The 16,789-nt window shown below is 40.5% G+C and carries 15 protein-coding genes and 1 riboswitch; of the genes, 2 read left to right on the forward strand and 13 right to left on the reverse strand.

Going from position 1 to position 16,789, the window contains the following annotated elements:
* Nucleotides 1–3: 3 nt before the first annotated feature.
* The 9 genes from HYG79_RS03505 to HYG79_RS03545 form a co-directional block, all read right to left on the reverse strand.
* On the reverse strand, nt 4–2,094 hold the full coding sequence (locus tag HYG79_RS03505; RefSeq protein ID WP_179240783.1) for a HEPN domain-containing protein: 2,091 nt from the start codon (nt 2,092–2,094) through the stop codon (nt 4–6).
* Nucleotides 2,095–2,329: 235 nt separating this feature from the next.
* On the reverse strand, nt 2,330–3,577 hold the full coding sequence (locus HYG79_RS03510; protein WP_179240784.1) for a sulfate adenylyltransferase subunit 1: 1,248 nt from the start codon (nt 3,575–3,577) through the stop codon (nt 2,330–2,332).
* 80 nt (nt 3,578–3,657) lie between these two features.
* On the reverse strand, nt 3,658–4,578 hold the full coding sequence (gene cysD, locus HYG79_RS03515) for a sulfate adenylyltransferase subunit CysD (protein WP_179240785.1): 921 nt from the start codon (nt 4,576–4,578) through the stop codon (nt 3,658–3,660).
* A gap of 109 nt (nt 4,579–4,687) precedes the next feature.
* The gene (locus HYG79_RS03520; protein ID WP_179240786.1) at nt 4,688–5,311 is read right to left on the reverse strand and encodes a phosphoadenosine phosphosulfate reductase domain-containing protein; all 624 of its coding nucleotides are present in this window, start codon (nt 5,309–5,311) and stop codon (nt 4,688–4,690) included.
* 10 nt (nt 5,312–5,321) lie between these two features.
* Nucleotides 5,322–5,585, reverse strand: coding sequence for a DUF2061 domain-containing protein (locus HYG79_RS03525; protein WP_179240787.1), 264 nt, complete (start codon nt 5,583–5,585; stop codon nt 5,322–5,324).
* A gap of 187 nt (nt 5,586–5,772) precedes the next feature.
* The gene (locus HYG79_RS03530) at nt 5,773–6,183 is read right to left on the reverse strand and encodes an RrF2 family transcriptional regulator (RefSeq protein WP_179240788.1); all 411 of its coding nucleotides are present in this window, start codon (nt 6,181–6,183) and stop codon (nt 5,773–5,775) included.
* Between the two features lie 212 nt (nt 6,184–6,395).
* Nucleotides 6,396–7,181, reverse strand: a complete 786-nt coding sequence (locus HYG79_RS03535) for a DUF481 domain-containing protein (RefSeq protein ID WP_179240789.1) — start codon at nt 7,179–7,181, stop codon at nt 6,396–6,398.
* Between the two features lie 54 nt (nt 7,182–7,235).
* Nucleotides 7,236–8,012 (reverse strand): nuclear transport factor 2 family protein, encoded by a 777-nt coding sequence (locus HYG79_RS03540; RefSeq protein ID WP_179240790.1) that lies wholly within the window; start codon nt 8,010–8,012, stop codon nt 7,236–7,238.
* An 18-nt stretch (nt 8,013–8,030) separates the two neighbouring features.
* The gene (locus HYG79_RS03545) at nt 8,031–8,351 is read right to left on the reverse strand and encodes a hypothetical protein (RefSeq protein WP_179240791.1); all 321 of its coding nucleotides are present in this window, start codon (nt 8,349–8,351) and stop codon (nt 8,031–8,033) included.
* 116 nt (nt 8,352–8,467) lie between these two features.
* Here HYG79_RS03545 and HYG79_RS03550 point away from each other — a divergent pair, with 116 nt between their 5' ends.
* The gene (locus HYG79_RS03550; RefSeq protein ID WP_179240792.1) at nt 8,468–8,788 is read left to right on the forward strand and encodes a winged helix-turn-helix transcriptional regulator; all 321 of its coding nucleotides are present in this window, start codon (nt 8,468–8,470) and stop codon (nt 8,786–8,788) included.
* A 57-nt stretch (nt 8,789–8,845) separates the two neighbouring features.
* On the opposite strand, the gene HYG79_RS03555 is transcribed toward HYG79_RS03550, so the two are convergent.
* The 4 genes from HYG79_RS03555 to HYG79_RS03570 all read right to left on the reverse strand — a co-directional run bounded on the left by HYG79_RS03555 (nt 8,846) and on the right by HYG79_RS03570 (nt 15,410).
* Nucleotides 8,846–10,009, reverse strand: coding sequence for a trans-sulfuration enzyme family protein (locus tag HYG79_RS03555; protein WP_179240793.1), 1,164 nt, complete (start codon nt 10,007–10,009; stop codon nt 8,846–8,848).
* Nucleotides 10,010–10,204: 195 nt separating this feature from the next.
* Nucleotides 10,205–10,519 (reverse strand): GIY-YIG nuclease family protein, encoded by a 315-nt coding sequence (locus HYG79_RS03560; RefSeq protein WP_179240794.1) that lies wholly within the window; start codon nt 10,517–10,519, stop codon nt 10,205–10,207.
* A gap of 102 nt (nt 10,520–10,621) precedes the next feature.
* A complete protein-coding gene (gene thrA, locus HYG79_RS03565; protein ID WP_179240795.1) occupies nt 10,622–14,008 on the reverse strand; it encodes a bifunctional aspartate kinase/homoserine dehydrogenase I in 3,387 nt (1,128 codons plus the stop codon).
* Between the two features lie 106 nt (nt 14,009–14,114).
* A complete protein-coding gene (locus HYG79_RS03570) occupies nt 14,115–15,410 on the reverse strand; it encodes an O-acetylhomoserine aminocarboxypropyltransferase/cysteine synthase family protein (RefSeq protein WP_179240796.1) in 1,296 nt (431 codons plus the stop codon).
* A gap of 199 nt (nt 15,411–15,609) precedes the next feature.
* Nucleotides 15,610–15,733, reverse strand: a riboswitch (SAM riboswitch).
* A 463-nt stretch (nt 15,734–16,196) separates the two neighbouring features.
* On the opposite strand from HYG79_RS03570, the gene HYG79_RS03575 reads away from it, so the two are divergent.
* On the forward strand, nt 16,197–16,766 hold the full coding sequence (locus HYG79_RS03575) for a hypothetical protein (RefSeq protein WP_179240797.1): 570 nt from the start codon (nt 16,197–16,199) through the stop codon (nt 16,764–16,766).
* The last annotated feature ends 23 nt before the right edge of the window (nt 16,767–16,789 follow it).

A 16,789-nucleotide genomic window follows, 5' to 3' on the forward strand; every position in this document is an offset into this window, starting at 1 on the left:
CTTCTATATGGTCGCCAATTCTCGTTCTCTAAATTTTTCAACGGATTTCAAAAACCCCTTTGCATCTTCCAAATAGCTCTTGGCAAAGGCTTCCGTGGGTTCGTTTTTATTTAATTGTAAGACCAAATTTTCAAATCTGTCACCTACGGCAATTCTACCGGAAGAAATAAACTTTTCATCAAAATCTTTGATAATACTATTATGGGTATTGACTTTTGTTTTTTCGGCGGTCAATAAGGCCTTGGCCGAATTGACCATCGATGAATAGGAATGGTAAATGCTCGCCGCCCATTTTTCGGCACTTAAACTTTCTTCGGCACATTGGATTTTCTCTTGACTTTCCAACAATAATGTGGCGATAAGGTCAATCACGACGCCGGCACATTCACCGATGCCGATTTCCTTTTTATATTTTTCGGTGTTGCCCCAATCGATAAAATCGTCTTGGGTCAAGTTTTCAATATCGGTCAAGGGCTTTAGAAAATCATAGAAATAATGTTCGCCTTTTTCTGCATAATAATCGGCAAAAGACTTTTCTTTTCCGTTTGCTTCAAAATCATCTAAAATCAAACGCAATGCTTGGGGGCCTCTTTTACTGGGCACTTTTACAACTTTATCCGCAAAACGACCATTGCCGTTTCCATCGTTTCCTCCACCCAATAAAACCTGAAGTGCCGGCGCTACCAATTTATCTTTGGTACGGATGCTCATGCCCTGAAAACCGATGTTCGCCATGTTATGCTGGCCACAGGCGTTCATGCATCCACTGATTTTGATAACTACATCAGGGTTACTGATGTATTGTGGATATTCAGCTTTTATTATGCGCTCCAATTCTTCGGCGATGCCTGTGCTGCTGGCGATGCCTAAATTGCAGGTATCCGTACCTGGGCAGGCGGTAATGTCCAAGGCTTTGTTGTAACCGGCTTCCGCAAAGCCCAATTTTTCCAGTTCCGTGTAGAAAAACGGAAGGAGTTCTTCTTTTACATACGGAATCAAAATATTCTGCCGCAATGACAAACGGATTTCCCCTGCGGCATAATTCTGAACCAAATCAGCCAATAATCTTGCCTTATCCGTATAGAAATCGCCCAAAAGCACCTTGATGCCGATAGCAACAAAACCTTCCTGTTTTTGAGGAACGATATTCGTGGATTTCCATTTTTCGAAAGTTTCTTTATCGGTTATTTCGATTTTCGGAATTTCCGTTTCAGCCACTTTTATCTTTGGATAACTTTCCGCATCAATCGGAAAAACCTCATGTGGAACCGCTTTTTGCTCTTCTTTCAGTAATTTTTTAAATCCGTCAAGACCAACATCTTTCAATAGGAATTTCATTCGCGCTTTGGCCCTACTTTTTCGTTCGCCATAGCGGTCAAAAACACGAATAACTCCATCCATAAGCGGGATTATCTTATCCGAAGGAAGAAACTCGAAAAGCACATCGGCATGGCGCGGCTGTGAACCTAATCCGCCACCTAACATTACTTTAAAACCTCTTACGCCATTTTGGATTTTGGCAATAAATCCGAGATCGTGCATATAGGAAAGTCCCGTATCGGTATCACTTGCGGAAAAAGAAACTTTGAATTTGCGGCCCATTTCTTGGCTGATGGGATTCCGAAGAAAATATTTGAACAGGGATTCGGCATATGGGGAAACATCGAACGGTTCGTCAACATCAATGCCGGCCGTTTCACTAGCCGTTACATTTCGTACGGTGTTGCCACAAGCTTCACGTAGCGTAACTTCATCTTTTTCGAGCTGCGCCCAAAGCTCAGGAGTTCTATCCAAATCAACATAGTGAATTTGAATATCCTGCCTTGTCGTTATATGCAGGCGACCTGTGGAATACTCATCCGAGACATCGCAAATACCATGCAATTGCCGGGATGTCACTTTACCGTAGGGCAGTTTGATACGGATCATCTGTACGCCCTGTTGCCGCTGACCGTATACACCACGCGCCAAACGAAGACTACGGAATTTCTCCTCGTCAACCTTCCCGTTATGGAACTCGTTTATCTTGCGTTCCAATTCAAGAATGTCTTTCTCAACTACGGGATTCTCTATTTCTGTTCTAAAACTTTCCATCCAAATTAGATTTTAGACTCTAGACGTCAGACGTCAGATTTTAATATTTTTTATCCTATGGGATAAATAGGATTTATTTGTGTGTTACTTCTCGAATGGTCAATTTTCCATTGCATTTTTACAAGCCTATTACAAGGTGCTTCTGACCTGTTAGGATTTCTCGTGCCTCACTCAAAACAAGCCCCCCCAACATACCACGTCTGAATAATAATTACCGCTTCGGGGGTTAGGGGGCTTATTGTACAAACCCTGCCCCTACCGTATTGTTCGACTGGGTATCAATCAAAATAAACGAACCATTCGTCCTGTGATTTTTGAACTTATCGTAAAAAATCGGCTTGTTCAATTTAAAGGTTACTTGTGCGATATCGTTCATACCTAGTCCGTCAACATTCTTTTCGATACCCGAATAATCGGGATTTATCTTATGATGAATGTTATCGACCTTGGCCAGTACTTTATTGATTCCATGCTGTACGACATATTTTTTTCCGGTGGTCAATTTTTCGGAATCCATCCAAGAAATCGTAGCCGTGAACTGTTTTTCAATCGTAGGTAAATCGCCTGCCTTGACCAACATATCTCCCCTACTCAGATTGATTTCATCTTCCAGGGTTATGGTTACCGATGACCTTCTTGCCGCTGTTTCGTATTTCTTGTCGTAAAAAAAGATTTCCTTGATTTTTGACCGTGTTTGCGATGGTAACGCAACGACCTCATCGCCTACGCTAAGCTCGCCACCGTAAACTTTTCCGGCAAAGCCGCGGAAATCATGATGTTCATCTGTTTTTGGCCGGATGACATATTGCACTGGAAATCTTGGCGTACCTACGTTTGATACCGCTGCCAAATCCAAACCTTCCAAATGTTCCAAAAGTGTTTCGCCTTTGTACCAAGGAGTATTTTGGGATTTGTTTACCACATTATCCCCCTTCAAAGCACTAACCGGAATAAAGGTTATTTTTTGATCTTCGTAATCCCGTTTGGCCATCAGTTCCTCAAAATCGGACTTGATTTCACTGTATCGCTCTTCTGAAAAATCTACCAAATCCATTTTATTAATAGCTACTACCACTTCTTTGACCCGCAACAGGTTATTGATGAAAAAGTGTCGATTGGTTTGTTCGATTACACCTTTTCGGGCATCGATCAAGATAATCGCAGCTTGGGAAGTTGAGGCCCCGGTAACCATGTTCCTGGTATATTCTACATGGCCCGGCGTATCGGCTATGATATAACTCTTGGTTGCTGTCGAAAAGTAAATATGGGCCACATCAATGGTAATTCCCTGTTCCCGTTCGGCCACCAGTCCATCGGTTGCTAAGGAGAAATCCAAGTAATCATACCCATTTTTCTTACTTCGCTTTTCGATGGCCTCCAATTTATCGATGGTTAATGATTTTGTATCGTAGAGCAGTCTGCCAATCAAGGTACTTTTACCGTCATCTACACTTCCTGCTGTTGCTATTTTTAGTACTTCCACTTTAGTTGTTTGTTGTCAGTTGATAGTTGTCAGTTTTGTTTCGTTTTCTGCCAACGAACAACCGACAACTATTAACCATATTAAAAGTATCCTTGTTGTTTCCTTTTTTCCATTGCGGCTTCTGAACGCTTGTCATCGATTCGGGCGCCTCTTTCGGAAATGGTGGAATCCCTTATTTCTTGCACAACGGATTCAATATCAGTCGCCTCGGAAAATACGGCAGCCGTACAGCTCATATCGCCTACCGTTCTAAAGCGTACCATTCGTTCCAGAACCTCTTCGTCTTCTTCTTGGAATACATATTCGGAATGTGACCAAATCAAGCCATCCCTTAAAAAGACTTTTCTCTTATGTGCAAAATAGATGGAAGGAATTTCAATCTGTTCTTTTTCAATATACGACCATACATCCAATTCTGTCCAGTTCGAAATCGGGAAAACACGCACGTTTTGTCCCAATTCAATTTGTCCGTTCAGCATATCGAACAATTCTGGGCGTTGATTTCTTTCGTCCCATTGGCCGAAATCATCACGTACCGAAAAAATTCGCTCCTTGGCACGGGCTTTTTCCTCATCCCTTCTTGCACCGCCGATACAGGCATCGAACTTGAATTCTTCTATGGCATCTAAAAGGGTTGTCGTTTGAAGTGAATTACGACTGGAATATCTTCCGGATTCTTCTTTGACCTTTCCTTGGTCTATGGAATCCTGAACATTTCTTACGATAAGTTCAAGTCCTAATTCCTCTACTAATCTATCACGGAATTCTATGGTTTCCGGAAAATTGTGCCCCGTATCAATGTGCATTAAAGGAAACGGAATCTTTGCTGGCCAAAAGGCTTTTTGTGCCAATCGAACCAAGGTTATGGAATCTTTCCCCCCTGAGAAAAGCAACACCGGTTTTTCGAATTGTGCGGCCACTTCCCTGAAGATGTAGATGGCTTCGTTTTCGAGGGCGTTAATATGTGCGGTATTCTTTAAAAGACTTGTTTCAGGTTTCATATTTCAAGTTTCAAGTTAATGCCTCGGCTACGCTCGGCAACCAACTTTTGACATCATAACTCGTTAATATTTCCAACTTTTTTACTTCGTATTTCTATTTTCGTATTTCTTACGTGTGTAATCCGCATTCACGATTTTCCAAAACTTTGGTCGGGTCAAAGTATTTATGTTCGTTTGGTAAATTTCTTTCCTTTAAATAGATATCCAATTGTGTGTCGCTCCAATGGTAAAACGGACTAACCTTTAGAACTCCGTCTTTACTAAGACTCAAAATATCCAATGAATCACGATGGGCTGTTTGCCCTTTCCTAAGGTTCGTAAACCAAACATCTGGCTTATGTGCTGCCATTGCCCTTCTAAAGGGTTCCAATTTTACCTGTTCTGTGAACTCGGCATGTTTCGGGTGTTCGATATCAGGAATTCCCATGACAGCATCTCTATGGGATGATGTCTGCTTCGGAACATATAAATCGATATTCAACCCAAGGCGCTCAATCAATTCTTCGGCATGTTTATAGGTGTTAGGCGTATTATAGCCCGTATCGCACCAAATCACAGGAATATCTTTTTTTACATCGACCACTGCGTTCAGAATGGCCACTTCGTACGGTCTAAAATTGGTCGTAACAATGGGTTTTTGGGCGTTCTTAATAGCCCAAGAAATAATTTCCCCAGGCGGAATGCCCATGAATTGAATATTAAGTTTTTCGATTTGTTCTTTTGTGAAAACCATAATCCAGAATTTATTTTCCCCAATTTATTTTGTTCCAAAGACGTTCATGAAAGAAATAGAGAAACATTTTCGTGATAAAATCTATGGATGCTATCGAAGCAGCGATAGCCACTTCGCCAGTAAGGATGTATGATATGAGCAGGGTATCCAAAGTTCCGATTACTCTCCAACTCACTGCTTTTGCAACGCTACGAATGGGTCTTTCCGATTTTTTATCGGCTTCGTATTTTGTCTTGGATTCTTTTTTGCTTAAAACAAGTTGGTCAACAATCATTGAAAAATCAAATTAATCTAATTATCCTATTGATATACTAGAGTAAACAAATGTAAACCAAAAATATTGTTCAAAAAACAATCTTGGATAAGATTTAACATTTATCCTATAGAATTTATAGATTAATAACCATATGCTAGAAATATTTCGATTTTTATAATTTCAAAAGGTATTCGAATTAAAAATTCTAAATAATCAAATCGGCCAGCGTGTTATTCCGATAAACACCTAAATTGGCATCACGAACCTTGAGCATCAATTTATTGACCGAACAGGCTTTTTCGTCAGGACAGTCGTCACACTTTTCATAAAAGTTTAGACTGACGCAGGGTACCATGGCAATAGGCCCTTCAAGAACACGCATGACATCGGTCATTAGCACTTCATTTGGGTTTTTTATCAAGTAGTACCCCCCACCCTTGCCTTTTTTTGAACCCAAAAAACCCGTCTTTCTCAAGGACAACAAAATACTTTCCAAAAATTTTTGGGAAATATTTTCGTGCTCTGCGATTTCTGCTATCTGAACTGGATTATTACCCTTTTGGCAGGCTAGGTACGTTAGCGCTTTGAGTCCGTATTTTGTTTTTTTGGAGAGCATAAAGCTAAGATAGGGAAAAATGAGTATTCGGTCGGCAGTGTTCAGTTTGTAGTTTGTGATCTAAGAATTTAAGGGGAAATGAAGTGAATGATGTTTAGTGCATGGCTCTGGATATCGAGAGTTTACCTTTTTATTTTTTCCGTAAACCGTGAATTACTGGAACTATTTAAAAAACGACAAATGGAATTTGCTATGCCCTTTTCAATTTTGCATCATCTATTAAATTTAAAGTTTAGTCCATAAGTCAAAAAAGAATCGTTGGCCTTGGCACCTACCAAATTTATATTCTCATAGAAATCATTAAAACCGACCTTAAGACTCAGACCTTTATAAACAGGTGCCAGTAGCGAAGTTTCTAAATTGAATCGATAGTTTTCCGGTTCGGTAATGTCTTGTTGAAACCAGAACAAAAAATTAAAGATCAGCCTTTTAGGCACAAGAACAAATTTTGAACTCAAGACCGGGGAGATGAAAAAGCCATCGATGGTATCGCCGCCTCCATTATCAAAATCTTTAAAATTGCTACCCATATATTTTTTTTTGGCGTAGCTTCCCATTAAACCGAACTGTACAAAGGCCCGTGATTTTTTAACCGCAGCATATCTTGTACCCAACCCGTATTGAATATTTATGTTGATTCGTTTAATAAAGAATTTTTCAAAGAAAAACCCTCCAAAAACATCAAGCTTTTTATCTATTCTGTAAGTGAGAAAGTTTCTCGTCAAGTAGTCATCTTGTGATTTGTTTTCAAAAACTTTTTGAAAAAGGTACAAATGCCTTGAATTAAAATTCCATTTTCGGTTTTTTGAGTCCATCGAGAAATCAAGTTGGTTAATGAATTGTAAGCGTTCAAAATTACCGGTTTGTACATTACCTGTCGCTGCAAAATCAAGGTCTGTTCTCGTGGAGTCTTTTACACTTTGACCATGTAGTTTGCTTTGTATGAGAAAACAAATCAGAAATGCAATTAAAAATATAAACTGTTTTTTCCCAGTCATTACCAAAAGTTAAAAGGGACACCGTAAAGTACCCCTCTGCTATCATTGATCAAATCAAAAATGAGGGTGGTCGTTCGCCACGTTCTCCCATGGTTCAATGGCTTGTTCAACACTCCAATGCTCGGCAATCTTGCCATCATCCATTCTAAACCAGTCGAAAACGACACGTTCTTTTTCCCCGAAATAGTGGGAATGGGCCATAACAAGGTCTCCCGAGGCCAACAACAACTTATTGTCATGATGCATTCGCCCGCCCATTTTGCTGACAATATGGTCTTTCAGTACCTCTTTACCCCTCAATTCGCCATCCATCTCGTTATGATAGATATAATCGGTAGATACCAAACTGTCGATTTCAACCAATCTACCCCTGTTCAGCACATGGTCAAGAAATCGTTTTATGCTAGCTTTATTTTTTTTCCTGATATCATCGGAAACCTCTTTTTCACCATCCCCCGCTCCGGCAATGGCATTTTGCAATTGCTCATCGGGCAAAGGCATAAGTGCATCCCAATGCTCTTGTACCTTGCCGTTTTCGATACGCCATACGTCGGTGCACAACAGAGGATGTTCCCCTAGCGGATTCGGTGCGGTGTAATAGCCATGGTAGGCCATGATATCGCCATCGGATACCCATCGTACTGGTTTATAGCCAAAATTCATTTGCAACATTTCCTTTAGGTGTACAATGGTATCGCCAGCCCAGGGGTTGTGTTGAATAAAATCTATGGCAAAGTTGGTATCGATACCCGATTCACTTTTGTCTTTGAGGATAGCATCCAAGCCATACCAAACGATTTGAATGTTATTTTTTTCTTGTTCTGAGAGCATTTTGCGTTGATTTAAAGGTTATGATTTGATTTTAAGCTTTTTCAGTTGGGTTGGATTCAATACTTGCTTCAGACCTTCTTCCCATTCCTTCACAGCAGCAATGATGATTTCTTTTTTTCTTCCTGCCTCATATGCTTTTTGATGCCCTTCCGAACGGTTTAAGTTCAATACATAAACCTTCTCTTTCTGCTCTTGGGTCAAGTCCAGTTTTTTTGCCATTTTTTCCGTGATGTGCCTTACTTGTTCTTCCTGTGATTTTTGTGTCCACATCACAGAGCAAATACCAAAAAATGTCGCTATGACGAATAGTGTCCCTAGGATGATTTTCTTTCGTTTCATGATTTTTAAATTTTAGAATTTGGTTCAAATATGTTACGTTTGTCTTTCATAATCAAGTAGTTATATAAGAATTACATAGTCATTTTTTGTAGACCATAATTGAAAATCAGCTAGTTATGAAAAGTGAAAATTTTGTTAATTTAAATGCTTGCCCTGTCACGTATACCATGCGTAAAATCGGTGGCAAGTGGAAACCCATAATACTATACTTGATTTCCAAGGGCGGAAATCGATTTGGAATCCTTCAAAGGGGAATTGAGGGAATAAGCAAACAGATGTTGACAAAACAGCTCAGGGAGTTGGAAGCCGATGGTATTCTGCATCGTGAGATTTTTCCAGAGATTCCACCAAGGGTCGAGTATTCCATTACCGAAAAAGGAAGGTCGTTATTTCCGGTAATAGAAAGTATGCGTAGTTGGGGGGAAAAGCAGATGTGAAGTTATCAAATTCTGCTTGGGTTAAGCGTAAGTGCCAAAAGCTATCGAATTATTGGCTTACCCCAACGCCTGCCCGATATCACCAATAATATCATCAATATGCTCCAACCCCACGGATACACGAACCATTCCGTCGGTAATGCCCGTTTCAGCTCTCTCTTCCGTAGATAACTTACTATGTGTAGTTGATGCGGGATGCGTAACGATACTTCTAGAATCGCCCAAGTTGGCAGAGAGGGAAAGTAATTTAATGGAATCGAAGAATTTCTGCCCAGCTGCCAATCCGCCTTTCACTTCAAAAGCGACTACGCAACCACCGGCCTTCATTTGTTTTTTGGCAACCTCGTATTTGGGATGTGACTTCAAAAAGGGGTATTTAACCCAATTTACTTTTTCATGATTTTCAAGATACTCTGCCAATTTTAAGGCATTCTCGCAGTGCCTGTCTACACGAACCGCCAAGGTTTCCAAACTTTTGGAAAGCACCCATGCATTGAATGGTGACAAGGCAGGGCCTGTTATTCTTGAAAATCGGTATACTTTATCAATCAAATCCGCTCTCCCGACCGTGATGCCTGCAAGCACCCTACCTTGACCGTCCATTAGCTTGGTACCGGAATGGATGACCAGATCCGCTCCAAATTTTATAGGCTGTTGTAAATATGGGGATGCAAAACAGTTGTCAATTATCAAAATCAGATCGTGTTTTTTTGCAATTGCTCCTAGAACTTCCAAATCCAAAATATCAACTCCGGGATTTGTAGGTGATTCGGTATATATAATCTTCGTTTGAGGCGTAATCAAGCTTTCAATACTATACAACTCATTAATCTTGAAATAGGTATGTGAAATATTCCATTTGGGAAAAAAGTTATTAAACAACGAATGTGTAGAACCAAAAATACTTCTAGCGGAAAGAATATGGTCGCCACTTTTCAACAAAGCGGCAAAAGTAGAGAAGACTGCGGCCATTCCCGAGGCAAAGGCAAATCCAGCTTCGGCACCTTCCATTTGACATACCTTATCTACGAACTCCGATGAATTCGGATTTGAATACCTGGAATAGATATTTCGTTCTTTTTCCTCAGCGAAAGAAGCCCGCATGTCTTCGGCATCTTCAAAAACGAAGCTAGAAGTGAGGTATAGCGGAACTGAATGTTCTAGGTTTTGCGAACGTTTGATTTGCGTTCGTATGGCGTTGGTTTCGAATTGTTTGCTCATATTTTATTTTTCATTCCCTTAATAATGGGGTTTATTTCTCAATTTATGGTTCGGTTTCGGGCATTCCGGTGGCTTCGGCTACGCTCAGCCACCGGAATGTGGCTACGCTCAACCACTGGAATAACTCTAGGCTCAAGGTTTGGTCTCGGACTTCGGCCCCTGAGCGTAGCCGAAGGGAGCCGAAGTGACCAAAAATCAATTTCGCTCCTTAAAATATTTATAGTGTGTCCCATTTTGACATTCCGCCAAATTATGGAGTTTTTCCAGTTCTCCGTTTATGAGGGCTTCCTTTTTTGCCCGACTCCAACCTTGAATCTGTTTTTCCCGATAGAACGCGGTATCGACTCTCTGATATTCTTCCACATAAATCAACTTTACCGGAAGTCTTTTCGCCGTGTAATTTGCTCCCTCCCCATTTTGATGTTGTTCTAGTCTAAGCTCAAGTTCTTTCGTACTGCCAGTATAGTACGTACCATCGGAACAGCATAAGATGTATGTGTAGCCTCTCATTGACTTCGGTTTTACTTTTTTAACAACCCCCGATTTCGGCTTCGCCAATCTCCGAGGTAGCTGGGCCAAAGGTGGCTGAGCGTAGCCGAAGCCACCAAATCGTTATCCTTTCTCCGCAATCCTTAAAATATCCCCAAAGACACCTCTGGCGGTTACCGCCGCTCCAGCACCAGCTCCTTGAATGACCAACGGATTCTCACCATAAGACTGCGTATAAATTTCTATGATAGAATCCGAACCTTTTACCTGCCCCAAGGCACTTTCTTTGGGAACGGAAACTAATTTTACATCCAAAACCCCTTTTTCTTGTTGTAAATCGCCATGTAAGTCTCCAACGTAACGTAAGACATGACCCGGTTTCTGGTTCTTTTTGATTTCGTTGAACTTATCGTCCAATACTCCTAGATTCTTCAGAAAAAAATCGACTTCCACTTTTTGTAAAGCCTCTGGAATCAGGTTTTGGATGTTGATATCAGAAAACTCATTCCCCAGATCCAACTCTCGGGCCAATATCAATAATTTTCGCCCAACATCGTTTCCGGACAAATCCTCCCTAGGGTCAGGCTCTGTGAAGCCTTTTCGCATCGCATCTTTAAGGATGGATGAGAATGGAGCGTCAACTTCTGAGAACGTATTAAAAATATAGCTCAGACTTCCCGAAAAAACACCTTTGATACGCGTGATATTTTCTCCCGAGAGGTGCAATAGTTTTATGGTGTCTATCAATGGGAGTCCTGCACCAACATTGGTTTCGTACAAATACTGTTTTTGATTTTTGACCAGTTCACCCCGTAGTGATCGATAATAGTCAAAACCCAATGTATTGGCGATTTTATTGGACGATACCACATCAAACCCGTTTTTTATAAAATCAAAATAATGGGCTACAAAGTCGTTACTTGCCGTATTGTCCACTACAATCAAATTCTCCAAATGATTGTTCTTGGCAAAGTGTATCGCATCTTTTATTTCATAAGGTTTTCCTTTACTATCAATGTTGGATTTCCAGTTTTTTGTGACCCCGTTTTCTGCCAACAAGATTTTTCGGGAATTGGCAATGGCGAAAATCCGTAAATCGATTCCCTTTCTATGTTCTATGGTTTGGGACGATTCTAAAATTTGGTCTATCAAGGTTCCACCAACATTTCCGTGGCCAAAAATAGCTAGATTCACTTTTTTATTGACCCCAAAAACCTGACCGTGCATTACGTTCAATGCCTTGGTCAAATCTGACTGTTTTACCACCAAGCTCACGTTTTTTCCCGATACCGTGTTATTGAACAATAAGGGTACAATTTGATTTTTTATAAGTGTGTTGTACGGCTTATGAAATGTACTTAAATCCTGACCCACAACAGAAATGACCGATACATCTGGCACTACGGTAATTAAATTGATATCCTTTGATTCAAAATCGCCCGTAAATTCTTTCTCCAAAGCCAGTTTGGCTTTTTGGGCTTTGTTCTTTTTAACAACAAGACCTATTCCACGTTCGGAAGAACCTTGGGAAATAATACTGACACTTATATTGTTGGCTTCCAAGGTTTTAAAGATACGGGCATCAATACCCACTTTTCCTAACAGTCCCCTACCTTCAAGGTTTACCAAGGCGACATCCTCAATGACCGATAACGATTTAATGCCTTCCTTATTGGACTCGGCATTTATGAGCGTACCCTCGTTATCATCTTTAAAAGTATTCAGAATGCGTAACGGTATATTTTTTTCAATCAGCGGGATAATCGTCTTTGCATGTAGAATGGTAGTTCCAAAGTTGGCCAATTCGTTGGCCTCTGCATATGACAGGTTTGCAATGCGTTTAGCCTCGGGAACATAATCGGGATTGGCCGTAAAAATACCATCTACATGTGTATAGTTCTGAAGTTCTTCGGCATCCAAAAAATTCGCTATAAGTGCCGCAGAATAATTACTGCCGTTTCTCCCCAGGGTGGTAGTCTCCCCATCTTCGGTAGCAGCGATAAAACCAGTGATTACAGGAACAGTATCAACGGGCAGTTCGGAAAATTGTTTGAGCACATTTTCCTTGGACTTCTCTTCAAATACCTTTGCATCCCCAAACGTATCATCGGTCTTCAAAAGTTCTCTAGCGTCTATAAACGAGGCTTTGATACCTTTATCGGTTAAAAGTTTGGCGACCAATTTTGCCGAGATAATTTCCCCTTGTGCCAAGACCTCATCCTTTATTTTGGCACTGTAATCACCAAGCAATGATACCCCTTCAAACAACTTGGCCAACTTTTTGAACTCTACTGTAAGATCAATATCGGCATAAGTATGTTGCTGGTATTTTTCAAGTAACTCAACGTCTTTTTGATACGCTATACCGTTTGCCGCTTTATCCAGAATAGCTTCCAGCTGATCTGTTGCTTTTTCACGGGCAGATAATACCACGGCAATTTTTTCACCAGTCTCAGCCTTGGAAACGATAATATCCAAAACACGCTCCAGACCTTCTCCGTTACTGAGGGATTTTCCGCCAAACTTTAAAACCTTGATTTTTCCTGTTTTACCATTGGTTTTGAAAATCGTATCCAACAACTTTTCCATCTGATCAAACTCTATCAAAAAAGCATCATGCCCATGAAGCGATCGTACCTCACCATATGTTACATTACTATTGGCCTGTGCCAATTGCTTAAAGGTATCCTTGTTTTCCTTGGCCGTAAAGAATAAATCGGAATCCACTCCTACGATATGAATGTTGGTATCGCTGTTTTGAAGATCAATAAAGTTTTCCTCCCCGTTACGGGTAACATCAATGGTCTTGAGCAACTGGTTCATTAATTTATAGGCCGATAATTGAAACCGTTCCTGTAATTTTTTCCCGTGGTGCGTCAACCAACTCTCTACATTGAACACTTGGAGTTCTTCGTTGGTGCTTCGTTTGAACCGCTCTTTAAAAGATTCCGGCGTTCGGTAGCACAACATCGCATGCATACGTGCATCATGCACGGGTTGTTTTGAATTTACGAGAAACTGTTCCTGAATTTGACAGTTGGCTATCAACCAGTCCGTGGATTTCCAGTCCGAAGCTACCGGAATCAGATGCTGTGCCAAATTGGGCTCCAAGGCGGCCATTTCCCAAGCGATGCCGCCACCCAAGGAGCCGCCTATGATGGCAAAAAGCTTTTTGACGTTCAATTTTGCCAATCCCAAAATAAAAATCCGTGCGATATCCCCAGCCACAAAATCCTTATAATTATCGATCACAAAACCATCATAGCCGTTTCCTGGAATATTGAAGGAGAGAATCGTATATTTTTTTGTGTCGATACACTTTCCGTCGCCGATCAAAGCGGACCACCAGCCATCTTTACCCGTAACATTTGAATTACCCGTTAGGGCATGATTTACCAGAACTATGGGAGCCGAATGCAGTTCCTTGCCAAAAAGTTGGTAAGAAAGTTCAATATCTTGGCATACACCATTGATGGTAGTATATTTTGCTATATCTAATTTGTGCAGCATACCGTATTGTATATTTCTATCTCTTAGAATTGAATCCAAAAAATAATGCTTCAAATTCAATGGATTACCATAAAACCATTTGGGTCACCAAGCGCAATCAAAATGACTATTCAACCAAAACAGATGTATCTATCGTAGCGAACGCCTGTTCCAAATCGGTTTTTAAATCTTCGATATCTTCCAAACCAACGGACAACCGAATCAAATCCTTGGTAACGCCCGAAGCTTCCTGTGCGGCATCATCAAGCTGTTGGTGCGTGGTACTAGCAGGATGTATGATCAATGATTTACTATCGCCGATATTGGCCAATAATGAAAATATTTTAGTGGCGTCCGTCACTTTTTTTGCAGATTCAAATCCACCCTTAATACCAAAGGTTACGAGTCCACTTTGTCCGTTGGGTAGGTATTGCTGGGCCAAATCATAATATTTACTGCTTTCGAGACCTGGATAATTGACCCAAGCCACCTCGTCCCTACCTTCTAACCACTTCGCCAATGCCAAAGCATTTTCGCTGTGTTGCTTAATTCGAATAGGTAAGGTTTCCAAACCTTGCAGAATCTGAAACGCATTGAACGGACTCAAAGCACCGCCAAAATCACGTAATCCTTCCAAAATCAATTTAAACGTAAACGCGGCCGCTCCCAATGCTTCACTGTATACCAAACCATGATACCCGGCAGAGGGCTCCGTAAATTCGGGGAACTTGCCATTGGTCCAATCAAAAGTGCCTGCATCTATGATAGCGCCACCTAGGGCCGTACCATTACCGTTAATGTATTTGGTAAGGGAATGTATGACCAAGTTGGCACCATGTTCAATAGGATTCAACAAAGCCGGGGAAGCTACCGTATTGTCAACGATAAAGGGAACCTGTGCCGCTTTCGCCTCTTTGGATATGGCCTTAAGATCTAAAACGTCAAGTTTTGGATTACCCAAGGATTCCACAAAGAATGCCCGTGTATTTTCTTGTACCGCTTTTTTAAAGTTCTCTGGGTTAGAGGCGTCTACAAACGTGGTAGTAATACCCAATCTGGGCAAGGTCACACTCAACAAAGTGTATGTACCGCCATACAAGCTGCTGGATGCAACGATATGGTCTCCCGCTCGTAAAAGCGTCATCAATCCTGTTGAAATGGCGGAAGTTCCCGATGCAAAAACCACTGCGCCGACACCACCTTCCAGAGCGGCCAATCTGTTTTGTAGGGCCTCATTGGTGGGGTTGTTCAAACGGGTATAGATAAATCCCAATTCGGCCAACGAAAATAGGTTGGCGGCATGCTCGGTATTGTTGAACACGTATGATGTGGATTGGTAAATAGGGATTGCCCTAGTGCCTTGCGTGTTGTTGGTGTCATGCCCTGCGTGTAAGGCGTTGGTTGCAAATTTTTGAGTACTCATGATTTCTTTTGTTTTATGTATTCCGTTTCTTTTTAAAGGAATACTGGTTCTTAATAGATTCCCGCCTTTGCGGCGGTAACAAAAAATTATTAAAAGCCAAACCCTAGCCGACCGACGTTGCGGATAGGTAAAATCAAAAAAAGTTATCAGAAAGTGAGATCGAAGAATTTCGATGACTGTTATCCTTCCCAATGGTCGGTATTTACCGCCAAGAAATCCTGAATTTACTTCAGGACAGGGTAGAATTTAGCACCTTCTTTGTATGGAACAAAGGGTTGCTAAGGCTTCAAAGGGTCTAATCCCTCCACCTTTCTTGATAACTATTCAATATATGTTTGAACTTTATACAGCACAAATTAAAGTCAGAAAGTTTTAAAAACCTAATGATTCGCGTAAATTTCAAAAAAACCTAATGTTTTGATGGTATAAATTAAAAATACCCTCTAGTAGGTTTCTAGAAAGAAACTAAACGAACTTGTAGTTATATTTGTTAAGATTTAGATACATAGTTACTAGTGATTATATATAATTGTTACCATTTATTTTGAAAATTCAGTTCAGAGTCAACTTTTATGACAGAATATTTTCCAATAGTATTTGCAATAATCATAATTGGGATTTTAGCATATCGATACAGAAATAAAAGTGGTGGAGATTCTGATTTCGACAACTTTGACTTTGATTAAAAAATCTAGAGTTTTAAAAGTGTTATAGACGGACTTCCAAATCGAACGTTGTCTGAACGCAGATGGATTTTTTAGAGAGTTTCTTCAATTTGGCGACAGCTTGGAAAGGACAGGAAAAATCGAAATAATACCTGACCTATCACAAGACTTGTCAATAGATATAAAAATGTATTCCTACGCTACACCTCCTGATTTTCCCGGGATTGACGATATTGAGGTGATTCAAAGAAAAACTGATTCGGTTTTTCAAACTTGGCTAAACGGATCCCCTGAACTTGTTAACGCATATCCGATATTTATAAGAAATTCTTCAAATGACAGTCTGCATATTGACAACCAAGATGGACATCTCTTTATGATTCAAAAAGCGAAAGACCCCAACGGAATTTGGAGACCAATTGAATATTGGACATACTCAACTTGTGGCAATAGCTATGGTTATACCTCTATTGGACCAAACGACATAATTGTAATCAAGAAAATCAGGCATCAGGGGCCATTTGGAACCAAGCTCAGACTTAAAATAAAGAACAACAACAAAATAGTTTATTCAAAGCCCTTTGATGGTTCTATTCACGTTGAACAATTTGAATTTGAAAATATAGAGTCTTGGACAAAAAAACGCCTTGAAGACAAATATTATAGAGAAAGAATATTTTTCAATAAATAACATGTGCTAACATTTGCAATAAT

This window comes from Costertonia aggregata (genome assembly GCF_013402795.1).
GTDB lineage: Bacteria > Bacteroidota > Bacteroidia > Flavobacteriales > Flavobacteriaceae > Costertonia > Costertonia aggregata.

Coding starts and splice junctions, on each gene's coding strand:
- HYG79_RS03545 (WP_179240791.1), bottom strand. CDS start 8,351: ATGAAACGAAAGAAAATCATCCTAGGGACACTATTCGTCATAGCGACA.
- HYG79_RS03525 (WP_179240787.1), bottom strand. CDS start 5,585: ATGATTGTTGACCAACTTGTTTTAAGCAAAAAAGAATCCAAGACAAAA.
- HYG79_RS03540 (WP_179240790.1), bottom strand. CDS start 8,012: ATGCTCTCAGAACAAGAAAAAAATAACATTCAAATCGTTTGGTATGGC.
- cysD (WP_179240785.1), bottom strand. CDS start 4,578: ATGAAACCTGAAACAAGTCTTTTAAAGAATACCGCACATATTAACGCC.
- HYG79_RS03535 (WP_179240789.1), bottom strand. CDS start 7,181: ATGACTGGGAAAAAACAGTTTATATTTTTAATTGCATTTCTGATTTGT.
- HYG79_RS03530 (WP_179240788.1), bottom strand. CDS start 6,183: ATGCTCTCCAAAAAAACAAAATACGGACTCAAAGCGCTAACGTACCTA.
- thrA (WP_179240795.1), bottom strand. CDS start 14,008: ATGCTGCACAAATTAGATATAGCAAAATATACTACCATCAATGGTGTA.
- HYG79_RS03520 (WP_179240786.1), bottom strand. CDS start 5,311: ATGGTTTTCACAAAAGAACAAATCGAAAAACTTAATATTCAATTCATG.
- HYG79_RS03555 (WP_179240793.1), bottom strand. CDS start 10,009: ATGAGCAAACAATTCGAAACCAACGCCATACGAACGCAAATCAAACGT.
- HYG79_RS03560 (WP_179240794.1), bottom strand. CDS start 10,519: ATGAGAGGCTACACATACATCTTATGCTGTTCCGATGGTACGTACTAT.
- HYG79_RS03570 (WP_179240796.1), bottom strand. CDS start 15,410: ATGAGTACTCAAAAATTTGCAACCAACGCCTTACACGCAGGGCATGAC.
- HYG79_RS03550 (WP_179240792.1), top strand. CDS start 8,468: ATGAAAAGTGAAAATTTTGTTAATTTAAATGCTTGCCCTGTCACGTAT.
- HYG79_RS03505 (WP_179240783.1), bottom strand. CDS start 2,094: ATGGAAAGTTTTAGAACAGAAATAGAGAATCCCGTAGTTGAGAAAGAC.